Source organism: Mailhella massiliensis, assembly GCF_020741395.1.
Lineage (GTDB): Bacteria > Desulfobacterota > Desulfovibrionia > Desulfovibrionales > Desulfovibrionaceae > Mailhella > Mailhella massiliensis_A.
In genome coordinates this window covers 1-11,560 of sequence record NZ_DYZA01000223.1, presented here as the reverse complement: position 1 = coordinate 11,560, position 11,560 = coordinate 1, and the positions used below count along the sequence as shown (strand labels likewise).

Sequence of the window (11,560 nt, the reverse complement as noted above, 5' to 3'; positions counted from 1 at the left end):
GGAACAGCCGAAGTAAATGCTTCCCTGTACCTGACCACGGTATAAGAAATAAAAATACAGACATGGCGATTCTATTTTTACCTGGCTTGTGATTATGTTGAAAAAGGTATCCATATAATTGCTGGACTTGATGTAGAACATTTTGTTGGTGCTGAATTTTGCCCGATGCTCGAAAATACGGTTGATCTGTGTGCGTGTCGGCGTCTTGATATTTTTAAAAAGGCGCACGCCATCACGGTTGATGTGTATGTGGTTGCTTTCCTGGCTTTCATAGGGCGGAGTATAGAACAGGTAGGTCAGAGGCAGTATTTCGGAAAGATAGAGAAAAAGGGCGTTCAGGCTTTCTTCCAGCGTGTCCCCCTGAATAAGCCTTTCCACGGCGCCGATATAGGTCTCATAATGATCCATTATATCGGAGTCATTATTCTTTAATTCCGATATATAGGAGGAAAGCTCTGATATTTTGGAAGTCAGTTTTTCGTTCATTTTATAACCTCTTGATAATAAAAGAGAAATACTATGGCATAAAATTAGCATAGAGAAAGGAGAAAAGGCAAGCTTTTCATTACAGCATGAAATTTTACGGCATCCGGCCATACTGGTTCCCGTGGTGCATGGGAAACGCCGGTTCCGGCCGGATGATCAAACATCGGGAGGAAGTCGATGAAACCACTGTACAAAGAAAAGTATCCCCATGTCTTTACTCCGCTTACCGTCGGCAAGAAGGGGCAGGTTACCTTTAAACACCGCATCATGGTTCCTCCCATCGGCTCCCAGGGCGATATCGTGGACTCTCATCATCGCCTTAACCGCGATGGCGTGGAATTTTACATGCACTGGGCCCGCGGCGGCGCGGCCTGCATCACCGTTCCCATGGAAATTCCCGCCAACGGCGGCCATCGCGGCGACCTGGTGCTGGATGATGAGGTCGACGGATTCATCTATATGCACAATCTCCAGCGACCCGCGCACATGTACGGCACCAAGACGCTGTGCGAAATCTACCATGCCGGCTGCTGCATGCTTCCCTGGCCGGGATACGAGCTCATCAGTTCCAGCGCCTTCATGTACAACGGCCGTATGACCAAGGCCATGGACAAGAAGGACATGGAGGACGTCAAGAAAATGTATGTGGATGCCGCCGTGCTCGCCATGCGTTCCGGCTTCGACGGCATCCTTCTGCATTACGGCCACGGCTGGCTGATGAACAACTTCCTCTCCCCGCTGTGCAACAAGCGTACCGATGAATACGGCGGTTCCGTGGAAAACCGCTGCCGCTATCCTCTGGAAGTCATCAAGGCTATTCGCGACGCCATAGGCTATGACATGATCATAGAAGTGCGTCTCAACGGCGACGACAAGAAGGAAGGAGGCATCACTCCTGACGATTGCGCCCAGCAGGCTCTGATCTTCCAGGATTATGTGGACATGATCCATGTTTCCTGCGGTACGCGTCTCGACGCCCATGCCCGTCCGAAAATGCATCCTACCTGTTTCGTGCCTGAAGCCCACAACGCCGAAGCCGCCTATACTCTGAAGAAGGCCGGCGTGAAGGTGCCTGTGGGCGTTGTGGGTGCCATAGGCAGCGCGGCCACGGCGGAAAAACTCATTGCCGAAGGCAAGTGCGACTATGTGCTCATCGGCCGTCAGTCCGTGGCTGATCCGTATTGGTTCAATAAGGTGCGCGAAGGCCGCGAAGAAGATATCCGCCCCTGTATCCGTTGCGATTATTGCCTGGACGGCGGTCGCCGCGGCTCTCTGACTACCGAAGTGAACATTTCCGACACCGCTACCTTCGATGGGCACTGCTCCGTGAACCCCCTGTACCGGCAGGGCCAGTACAAGGAATACATGCTGCGTGAAACCACGCCGAAGAAGGTGGCTGTGGTGGGTGGTGGCGTGGCCGGCATGCAGGCTGCCCTCAAGGCCTCCGAGCGCGGCCATGACGTGACGCTGTTTGAACAGGGCGACAGGCTGGGCGGCCAGCTTGCTCTCTATCCCGATCATCTGTGGTTCAAGAACCATGTGCGCGACCTGCGCGAATACTTCATCACCCAGCTTGCCAAGAGCAACGTCACGGTACTTTTGAACACCAAGGCCACTCCGAAGCTCATCGAAGACGCCGATTTCGACGCCTGCATCGTGGCCGTGGGCGCGACGCAGAACGTGCCGCCCATTCCTGGTATCGAGCATGCTACGCTGGCATGGGACGTGTTCGGCAATGAAGACAAGGTGGGCAAAAAGGTTGTCATCGTGGGCGGCGGTTCCGTAGGTTGCGAACTTTCCATTCAGCTCGCCGGCAAGGGGCATGAAGTAACCGTGGTGGAAATGACCAAGTGGCTGGCTGCAAACTCCCAGATTTCCGAGCGTATGAGCCTTGAGGAACACATGGGGCTGAACCATGTGACGGCCCTCACCGAAATGCTTTGCGTCGGCATTTCCGACAAAGGCGTGACTGTGCGCGACAAGGACGGTAAGGAAAACCTGCTGGAAGCCGATACCGTCATCGTGAGCGCGGGTTCCCGTTCCCTCGCGGCGGAAAGGGACGCCTTTGCCGATACGGCCTTTGACGTCATCAATGTGGGCGATTGCGACAACGTGGGTACCATCAGGACGGCCATTGAATCCGGCTGGGATGCGGCTGCCCGCCTGTAGGACATAACCTTTAACGGGAACGGCGCAGAGCGCCGTTCCCCTCCACGACATTACCGTGATGGAACATCGCTCTGGAAACCGGGGCAGTTTTTCCGTTGTTCACACATCCTTGTCCCTCAGCAAGAAGGAGTCCTCATGAATCTGCGTTCCGTACTTTGCGTGGTTCTTGCCGTTACCGGCATGATGCTGGCCCCTCTGTCTTCCGACGCTAAAACCGTCTTCCGTCTGGCCAATACCGGCGGCCCCAATGACGACTATACCTTTGGCTGCAATCAGTTCGCCAAGAATCTGGAAGAGATTTCCAAGGGCGAGTTTGAAGTGCGCGTCATGAGCAACGGCGTGCTCGGCAACGACCGCGTCACCACCGAAATGGCCCAGCAGGGTTCGCTGGACTTCAGCCTCATCGGCCAGAGCCAGCTCAACCTGTTCATCAAGCCCCTTCTGGCCATGGATCTGCCCTACATGGTGGAATTCTCCAAGAATGAGCAGTTCCTGAAGGCCTTTGATCACTATGACGGCGTGCTTTACAAGTATGTGGACGGCGAGGCCCAGAAGGTCGGCCTGAAGCTCATCATGACCCTCGACACTCCCTTCAGAAGCTATGCCTTCACTCCCCGCTCCGGCGTGGAGAATCTGGCCACCGCGCGCGGCGTCAAGGCCCGCGTGACCATGAGCCCCATTGAAAAGGAATTTGTGAACGCCCTTGCCATGAACCCCTGCCCCGTGGGCTGGACCGAAGTGTACACCGCTCTCCAGCAGGGTACCGTAGACGGCGAAATCATCAACTTCGGCACCTTCGCTTCCTTCAACCGCGCCGAACTCGAAGACCGCTTCCTCCTTACCCGTCACAACATGGCGAAGATCTTCGTCGTCATGAACAAGGCCAAGTACGACGCCCTCACCCCTGAACAGCAGAAGATGATTCTCGACGCCGGCCGCAAGTCCCAGATGGAAGAGTGGGTCATGAGCCAGGATTTCGAAGCCAAGGGTATGGAATACTGCAAGCAGCACAACATCAAGCTCATCGAGCTTACCGACGCGGAAAAGGCTGAGATCAAGAAGAACCTTCAACCCCTGTATGACGAGTACCTGCCGCAGATCGATCCTGAATTCATCAAGCTGATTCAGGACGTGCAGAAGTAATAAGACTTTCTCTCAGGGGCAGGGAGCGTATGGCCCCTGCCCCTTTTTGTAAAAATTTTTCCAGGAGCCGCCCCATGGCAACATTTCAGAAAGTTCTGCGTTGGCTGGATGAAAACGCGGAAAAGCCCGTCATCGTCATCGCCTGTGTGGCTGCGTGTCTGCTCATTCCCTATCAGGTGTTTGCCCGTTATTTTCTCGGCAGCTGGTTCAAGATGAACGTCGATACCTCGGCAGTGGAAGAGCTCGCTCTTTTTTCACTGATATGGGGTACCTATTTCGCTGTTCCTCTTGTTATCAAACGTCGTGAAAATATACGCATGACGGCGTTCATCGACTGGCTTGTCCCGAAGAAGTACCATAATTTCGTCCTGCTCTTCAACAATGTTGCCACGTTTGCTCTTACAAGCATCATCGTGTTTCTGGCTGTTCGCCTTATAAGGCTCCAGTTCCAGTTCCCGCAGGAAACGCCGACCCTCCGTATTCCCTATTACCTGCCCTATTCCATCCTTTTTTTCGGTTTTTTGGCTCAGAGCATACGTGTGATTCAGGACAGCGTGAAGCTCGTGAGGGAAACCGGCGTATTGCAGCTTGTGCTCGCCATTTTTCTTGCGGTCGCCCTTAGCGCGCCCATGGTGTTTATTGAGCACAGCCCCACCTTCGTCCTGCTGCTCACCTTGTTCGGCGGTATGGTGCTCGGCATTCCCATTGCCGTGGTGCTCGGCATCGCCGGGGCCTTCGCCATCCATGCATCCGGCTTCCTGCAGATGAATATCATCGCCCAGACGGCCTATAACTCGCTGGACTCCTTCCCCATGCTCGCAGTGTTCTTCTTCGTGCTCGCGGGGATTTTCATGGGGAAAGGCGGGCTTTCCGGACAGCTCATCGGCCTTGCCGACATGATGCTCGGCCGCCGCACCGGCGGCCTGGCCATGGCTACCGTGGTGGCCTGTACCTTCTTCGGAGCCATTTCCGGCTCCGGCATCGCCACCTGCGCGGCCATAGGCATGATCACTATTCCCGCCATGGTGGAACGCGGCTACTCCAAGGCTTTTTCCGCCGCCATAGTGGCCTGCTCCAGTGCTATCGGTGTCATGATCCCTCCGAGCAACCCCTTTGTGCTTTACGGCGTCATCACCAATGTCTCCATCGGCAAGCTCTTTGTGGGCGGGATTCTCCCCGGTCTCATCACTGCGGGCATGCTCATGGGCGTGGCCTGGTATATTTCCAAGAAGAACGGCTGGAAGGGCGAAGACAAGGAATACAGCTGGGGTGAAATAGGCAAGGCTCTGTGGGATGCCCGCTGGGCGCTTATGGTTCCCGTCATCATCCTGGGCGGTATCTACGGCGGTATCATGACGCCTACGGAAGCTGCGGGCGTGGCCGCGTTGTACGGCTTCCTTGTGGGCATGTTCGTACTGAAGGGGATCACGCTCAAGAACATGATAGAGGTGCTGGTGGACAGCTCCGTTACCGCCGCCACGGTGCTTTTCCTCGTAGCCATGGCCAGCGTATTCGGGTACGTTATGGCCATTGAGCAGATCCCCGACCTCATCTCCGAGTGGATGCTCACCCTTACCTCCAACAAGATCGCCATGCTGCTTATCGTGAACCTCCTGCTGCTCGTGGTGGGTGCGCTCATGGAATCTGCTTCGGCCACACTGATTCTGGCCCCCATTCTCATGCCCATGATGATCAAACTGGGAGTGGATCCGGTGCATTTCGGCGTAATCATGGTGTGCAACCTGGCCATAGGCTTTATTACCCCGCCCATCGGGCAGAGTCTGTTCGTGGCGGCGGCCATTTCCGACGAGCGCACGGAAAGGATCGCGCTTGCGGCGGTGCCGCTGCTTCTGTCCATGCTTGTCATGCTGCTCATCGTCACCTATGTTCCGGCGGTATCGCTCATTCTTACACGCTTCATGTAGGTTTCGTCGCCGCCCCGGCACAGGGCCGGGGCGGCTCTGGAGAGAGAATTTCATGAGTACCATCTGCATCACCGGAGCTACTTCCGGGCTGGGCCGCGCTGCCGCACGGCTTTTTGTCGACAAGGGCTGGAATGTCATAGGTACGGGAAGGCGCAGGGAGCGCTTGGAGGAAATGCGCGAGGAGCTGGGAGAGCGTTTCCTCAGTCTCTGTTTCGACATACAGAGCCGCGAACAGACGGCCCGGGCTTTTGCCGGTCTTCCCGAGGCGTTTTCCTCTGTGGACGTGCTCTTGAACAACGCCGGGCTTTTTGCCGGCGAAGGTCGTATACAGGACGGCGACTTGGACGCATGGGAAACCATGGTGCAGACCAATATCCTCGGCCTTCTCTACTGCACGAGGCTCCTTTTGCCCGGCATGCTTTCGCGCGGCAGGGGGCATGTAATCAATGTCGGCTCCGTAGCGGGGAACAGAGCCTTTCCCACGGGCAACGTCTACGGCGCGAGCAAGGCTTTTGTGCGTCATCTTTCCGACAATATGCGCTCCGACCTTCTCGGTACGCCCATACGGGTGACCTGCCTTGCTCCCGGCCGCACGCGCACGGAATTCTCCCTGGTGCACAACGCAGGGGATCAGGCGAAGGCAGATAAGGAATACTCCCAGGGTAAGCCCCTGGAACCTGAAGATATCGCCCGCGCGGTATGGTGGGTCGTGGATTGCCCGGCTCACATGAATATAAGCTATATGGAACTCATGCCCGTGGGCCAGGCCGACGGCGGCCCACGTTTCGCCGAGGTAACTTTTTAAAAAGAGATACCTTTCCCCGTAAGCGATTTCGGGCGGTACAGGTACAGAAACGTCATGAGTGGATGGTAACGAGAAGGGAAAATATGGTTTGCCGTAATATCGACGTGAACAGATACTGATCTTGTTTTTGCTTATCCGTACCTGTCCGGCCCATGCAGGTGCGGGAAATACGAAGCCGCCTCGGAATCATGTTCCGAGGCGGCTTCTTTATCTATCCTTCAGGCCGGGGCAGAGCATCTGCCGGGCCGTAGTGATCAGTCTTCCTTGCGGTCGTGACGGCGTTCGCCACGCTCGCGGCGCTCGCCGCGGCGTTCATTTCTGCGGTCGCCTTCATTGCGTTCGCCGCGTTCGTTCCGTTCACGGCGGGCGGGGCGGGCCGTGTCTTCGGGGGTCCACTCTATGCCCTGCTCTTCGAGCAGTACGGCCTTGCGGCTGGCGCGGATGCGGTCACCGTTGATTTCAATGACCTTGACCATCATGTCTTCGCCGAGGTGCGCCACGTCTTCCGTCTTTTCCACACGGCTTGTGTCGAGCTGGGAGATGTGCACCAGAGCTTCCAGGTTGGGCAGGATTTCCACAATGGCGCCTATGTCCATGATGCGCTTCACCTTGGCATTGTAGTTCTTGCCGAGTTCCGCGTGCTGGTCGTAGTAGAGCACCATCTCCTTGGCGGCCTGCATGGACTGCTGCGTGGGGGCGAAGATGGTGATGCGGCCGGAATCCTCAATATCAATGGCCGCGCCCGTGGCGGTGGTAATGGCCTTGATGTTCTTGCCGCCGGGGCCGATGATCATGCGGATGATCTCGGGGTTCACGAATACTTCCTCATGCTGGGGCGCATAGGGAGAAAGTTCGCGCACGGCGGGCATGGCCTTGGCCATGACGTCCAGAATGTGCAGGCGGGCCACACGGGCCTGTTCCATGGCGCGGGCCATGACTTCGGTGGGCAGGCCGTTGATCTTGATATCCATCTGAATGGCGCTGATGCCTTCGGCCGTACCGGCGATCTTGAAGTCCATGTCGCCGAGGGCGTCTTCATCGCCGAGAATATCGGTAAGCACGGTGTAGGTGTCGCCGTCTTTGATAAGGCCCATGGCTACGCCGGCCACGGGAGCACTGATGGGCACGCCCGCATCCATGAGGGAGAGGCAGCCGCCGCATACTGCGGCCATGGAAGAGGAACCGTTGGATTCCACGGTGTCGGACACCACGCGGATGGTGTAGGGGAAGCTTTCGGAAGAAGGCAGCACTGCCTTGAGGGCGCGTTCGGCAAGGTGGCCGTGGCCGATTTCGCGGCGGGATACGCGCACGGACTTCACTTCGCCCACGGTGAAGGGCGGGAAGTTGTAGTGCAGCATGAAGCGCTTGCTTTCATCGCCGTTCAGGGTGTCCACCTTCTGCTCGTCGGAGGAACTGCCGAGGGTGGTAACGGCTATGGTCTTGGTCTCGCCGCGGGCGAAAATGACGGAACCGTGGGCGCGGGGCAGCACTGACGTCTCGATTTCAATGGGACGCACGGTCTTGGTGTCGCGGTTGTCGATGCGGGTGCCTTCGTTGATGACTCTCTGGCGCACGAGCTTCTTTTCCAGGTGTTCCAGCACTTCGCCGATAGCGGCCTGGGCGACCGGGTCTTCGGCATAGCGCTCATCGGTGGACATGAGGGCCTTCACCTTGTCTTTCACCGCCTTGCGTGCGTCCTTTCTCTGCAGCTTGTCGGTGGTGCGCAGGGCGTCTTCCATGCCGGACTTGATGGCGAGTTCTTCCACATAGGCGAAGAGCTCGGGGTCGTCTTCCTTGGGCGTGAATTCGCTCTTGGCCTTGCCCGCTATCTTCACCAGTTCTTCCTGTGCGTCGATGAGGGGCAAAATGGCCTTGTGCGCCCAGTTCAGTCCGTCGATGAGATCCTGTTCCTTAACGAGCTTGGCTTCGCCTTCCACCATGACCACGGCGTCGCGGGAAGCGGCGAGCACAATATCCATGTCGGAGCGCTTCAGCTCTTCAGTGGTGGGGTTCAGGATGAACTGGCCGTCCACACGGCCGAGGCGCGCGCCGGCCACGGGGCCCGCAAAGGGAATGTTGGAAATGCAGGTGGCGGCGGAAGCCGCGGTGATGCAGAGCACGTCGGGGTCGTTGTCACCGTCGGCGGAAATGACGGTGGCGAGCACCTGCACTTCATTGCCGTAGCCCTTGGGGAAAAGCGGGCGGATGGGCCGGTCGATGAGGCGGGCCACCAGGGTTTCATGGTCGCTGGGGCGGCCGATTTCGCGGCGGAAGAAGTTGCCGGGGATGCGGCCGGCGGCGTACATGCGCTCGGCGTATTCCACGGTGAGGGGGAAGAAGTCCTTGGGAGTGTCGAGCTGGGCTTCGCAGACGGTGACGAGGGCCACGGTGCCGCCGCACTGGATCCAGATGGCGCCGTTGGCCTGACGGGCCACACGGCCCGTTTCCAGAATGATTTCCTTGCCGCCCACGGTGGCGGACACACGAGTGCTGTTGAGCAGACCCATAATGGTTACTCCTGGAAGGAGACTCCGTGAAGAAAGACGAAAATTTCGCCTCTGTTCGCGGATGCTCCTTCCTCGCGTTGAGGTTGGGGGCGCGTCGCCCCATTCATGCAGGATGGGGGAGCGGAATGTCTCCCGCTCCCCCTTGCGTTCCGATCCTTGGCGCGACTACTTGCGCAGGCCGAGCTTTTCGATCAGGGCACGATAGCTCTGAATGTCGGTCTTCTTCAGGTAGTTCAGCATCTTGCGACGCTGGCCGACCAGCTTGAGCAGGCCGGTGCGGGAATGAAAGTCCTTCTTGTTGGCCTTGAAATGGCCGGCGAGGCCGTTGATGCGGGCGGTGAGAAGGGCAATCTGAACTTCAGCGGAGCCGGTGTCGCCTTCGTGCTTGGCGAACTGGGCGATAACGGCCTGCTTCTGAGCGGAATCCATAGCCACAGCGGTATCCTCCTCTCTGGCTTCTGCCAGAGGTTAGTGGGTAAAAAGCCCCCGAAGTACTGCCCAGACAGGGCGTTCCCTGTCCATACGGGCTTCCGCCAGAGCCAGGGGCGAGCCGCCTTGCGCCGTGATGAGGGCGCGTTCACCGGGGAGAAAATCTCCGAATTCCGGCAGATGGGGAACGGCAATGCCGTTTTTCAGGTTCGCTTCCTGTCGGGGGGGTATGGAAATATTTTTCCATCCCGGCAGGGCGGCGCTGATGGGCATGAGCCGCTCAGGCAGCTTTTCTGGCTCGGCGAGGACTTCGTCCAGCGTGTGGGCGACGTCCAGTCCGAACGGGTGGCTGTATTCCCGGGTCAGTTCCGTGAGCATGGCTCCGCACCCAAGTCGAATCCCCAAGCTGTGGGCCAGGGACCGTATGTAGGAACCGGAACTGCACGTTACCCGGAATCGCACGTCCGGCATGTTCACCCATTGAACAGAGGCGTGCGAAACATGTATAGTTTTCACCTTGGCGGGCACTTCCCTGCCCGCACGGGCCAGCTTGTACAGAGGCTGGCCCTGGTGCTTTGCGGCGGAATAAGGCGGAACGGGCTGTTCCGTCACCTCAAGCCAGGCCGCGACTTCGCGTCGCGCGGCCAGCTCCAGAGCGGAACCTTCGGCAAGGTCGTCCTCCCCGAGGGCCGTTTCGCTGACGATGGAACCCTCGGCATCCCAGGTGTCGGTGCTGACGCCGAGGCGCAGCGTGCCGCCGTAGGTTTTCACCCCGCCTTCCAGAAGATAGCCGGAAAGCTTGGTGGCGTGGCCGAGGAGCACGAGAAGCACTCCCGTGGCCATGGGGTCGAGCGTGCCGGCGTGGCCGATTTTCTTCTGCCCCAGGCGCTTGATCCGTGCGATGCACTGCGCGGAGCTGAGCCCTTTGGGCTTGTTGAGTACCAGTATGCCGTGCTGTTGTTCCATGCGAAAAATGTCTGTACCTTTAATTATCGTGATAGTCCAGCCCCGGAAGGGGTCGGGCGAAAGAAAAGGCGCGTTCTTGGCGGCCTTCCGGCGGCAGGGCCCGCGAAAAAAGCTTTCTGCTAGTTCAGAAGCGGCCTTTCCACGGGGTGCGGCGCTTCCACATGGTCTTCCACTTCCGTGCCTTTGGGCGGCGTGAACCGGAAATCCTTGTCGGAAACGGAAGCGTCCTTCTTCAGGTTTCTGAGCTCTATCGTGTTGGTATTGCCGTAGAAGTCCATGACCATGGCGCGGCGGATGAGGGAGGTCTCCGGGTCGAGCCAGAGCTGCGCTTCGGTAAGCTCCGTGGTCGGGTTCTTGGGGTAGAGCAGAAGGTGGATGAGCTTTCCCTCTTCTTCGTCCTTTGCGGATTCTACGTCGAAGTCACGGGAAAGGGCGCTCTGGCCTGTAATGACTTGAATAAGCGAGCGGGAATCTTCGGCCATTTCCCTCGGGTAGCGGTAGGCCAGCTCTTCATCGGGCAGATAGTTCCAGATTTCCCTGTCCGTCACCATGAGAAGTTCGGGATGGGGTGCGGCTGTTTCCCAGCGTACGCGAAGCGGCTTCTGGAAAAGGAGGACGCCGTCGCGTTTTTCCACCACGCCGCTTTCCCTTTGCAGAAGCTGCTGGGAAAATTCGGCGCGGAAGCTCTGCATGGCGGCGTAAGCAGCCTGCATTTTCTCCACCGTAGCGGAAATGTCCGCGGCAGAGGCGTTTGCGGCAAAAAGGCAGAGGGTGAAGAGAGCACAGAACAAAAGACGCAGAGCTTTACTCATGGTAAGCCTCAATCCTTCCGGCAGAGAGCGCAGAAGGAACGGTAGAAGGAGAGCGGCCCGGCTTGGGCCGGGCCGCTCTTTCAAAAGGGCGGGCAGTCCGCCCGGCATGCTTATTCGGCCTCGTCGTCAGGCTGGGTGAGCCCATAGTTGTCGGCGAGGATGGGGCCGAAGAAGAAGCTGACGTCGCTCAGTTCCTCCTCGATGCGCAGAAGCTGGTTGTACTTGGCGATACGGTCGGAGCGGCTGGCGGAGCCGGTCTTGATCTGGCCGGAGTTGGTGCCCACCGCGAGGTCGGCGATGAAGGTGTCCTGGGTTTCG

Annotated in this window: 9 protein-coding genes and 1 pseudogene; 4 read left to right on the top strand and 6 right to left on the bottom strand. The window is 58.1% G+C overall.

What is annotated here, in order from left to right:
• The coding region (locus tag K8W16_RS10830; RefSeq protein ID WP_304123607.1) for a hypothetical protein at positions 1-408 on the bottom strand (408 nt) is incomplete at its 3' end.
• A 255-nt stretch (positions 409-663) separates the two neighbouring features.
• Here K8W16_RS10830 and K8W16_RS10825 point away from each other — a divergent pair.
• The 4 genes from K8W16_RS10825 to K8W16_RS10810 all read left to right on the top strand — a co-directional run bounded on the left by K8W16_RS10825 (position 664) and on the right by K8W16_RS10810 (position 6,528).
• Positions 664-2,655: an FAD-dependent oxidoreductase gene (locus tag K8W16_RS10825; protein WP_304123605.1), complete on the top strand. Its 1,992-nt coding sequence runs from the start codon at positions 664-666 to the stop codon at positions 2,653-2,655.
• Positions 2,656-2,790: 135 nt separating this feature from the next.
• Complete coding sequence (locus tag K8W16_RS10820) at positions 2,791-3,798, top strand: TRAP transporter substrate-binding protein (protein WP_304123603.1); 1,008 nt, start codon at positions 2,791-2,793, stop codon at positions 3,796-3,798.
• Between the two features lie 74 nt (positions 3,799-3,872).
• Positions 3,873-5,723, top strand: a complete 1,851-nt coding sequence (locus K8W16_RS10815; RefSeq protein ID WP_304123600.1) for a TRAP transporter large permease subunit — start codon at positions 3,873-3,875, stop codon at positions 5,721-5,723.
• Between the two features lie 52 nt (positions 5,724-5,775).
• Positions 5,776-6,528, top strand: a complete 753-nt coding sequence (locus K8W16_RS10810; RefSeq protein ID WP_304123597.1) for an SDR family NAD(P)-dependent oxidoreductase — start codon at positions 5,776-5,778, stop codon at positions 6,526-6,528.
• A 254-nt stretch (positions 6,529-6,782) separates the two neighbouring features.
• Here the strand turns inward: K8W16_RS10810 and pnp are convergent, their stop codons facing one another.
• The 5 genes and pseudogenes from pnp to eno all read right to left on the bottom strand — a co-directional run.
• On the bottom strand, positions 6,783-9,038 hold the full coding sequence (gene pnp / locus K8W16_RS10805) for a polyribonucleotide nucleotidyltransferase (RefSeq protein ID WP_304123610.1): 2,256 nt from the start codon (positions 9,036-9,038) through the stop codon (positions 6,783-6,785).
• A gap of 162 nt (positions 9,039-9,200) precedes the next feature.
• Complete coding sequence (rpsO, locus tag K8W16_RS10800; RefSeq protein ID WP_144277213.1) at positions 9,201-9,464, bottom strand: 30S ribosomal protein S15; 264 nt, start codon at positions 9,462-9,464, stop codon at positions 9,201-9,203.
• 39 nt (positions 9,465-9,503) lie between these two features.
• The gene (gene truB, locus K8W16_RS10795) at positions 9,504-10,430 is read right to left on the bottom strand and encodes a tRNA pseudouridine(55) synthase TruB (protein WP_304123594.1); all 927 of its coding nucleotides are present in this window, start codon (positions 10,428-10,430) and stop codon (positions 9,504-9,506) included.
• Between the two features lie 119 nt (positions 10,431-10,549).
• Positions 10,550-11,242: an outer-membrane lipoprotein carrier protein LolA gene (locus K8W16_RS10790; protein WP_304123591.1), complete on the bottom strand. Its 693-nt coding sequence runs from the start codon at positions 11,240-11,242 to the stop codon at positions 10,550-10,552.
• A 110-nt stretch (positions 11,243-11,352) separates the two neighbouring features.
• Positions 11,353-11,560 (bottom strand): annotated as a pseudogene (gene eno / locus K8W16_RS10785) (phosphopyruvate hydratase); the annotation flags it as partial.

What these genes read in the sequence shown, in the direction of transcription:
- K8W16_RS10790 (WP_304123591.1), bottom strand. Translation starts at nt 11,242, where the DNA reads ATGAGTAAAGCTCTGCGTCTTTTGTTCTGTGCTCTCTTCACCCTCTGC.
- K8W16_RS10820 (WP_304123603.1), top strand. Translation starts at nt 2,791, where the DNA reads ATGAATCTGCGTTCCGTACTTTGCGTGGTTCTTGCCGTTACCGGCATG.
- rpsO (WP_144277213.1), bottom strand. Translation starts at nt 9,464, where the DNA reads ATGGATTCCGCTCAGAAGCAGGCCGTTATCGCCCAGTTCGCCAAGCAC.
- K8W16_RS10815 (WP_304123600.1), top strand. Translation starts at nt 3,873, where the DNA reads ATGGCAACATTTCAGAAAGTTCTGCGTTGGCTGGATGAAAACGCGGAA.
- K8W16_RS10810 (WP_304123597.1), top strand. Translation starts at nt 5,776, where the DNA reads ATGAGTACCATCTGCATCACCGGAGCTACTTCCGGGCTGGGCCGCGCT.
- K8W16_RS10825 (WP_304123605.1), top strand. Translation starts at nt 664, where the DNA reads ATGAAACCACTGTACAAAGAAAAGTATCCCCATGTCTTTACTCCGCTT.
- truB (WP_304123594.1), bottom strand. Translation starts at nt 10,430, where the DNA reads ATGGAACAACAGCACGGCATACTGGTACTCAACAAGCCCAAAGGGCTC.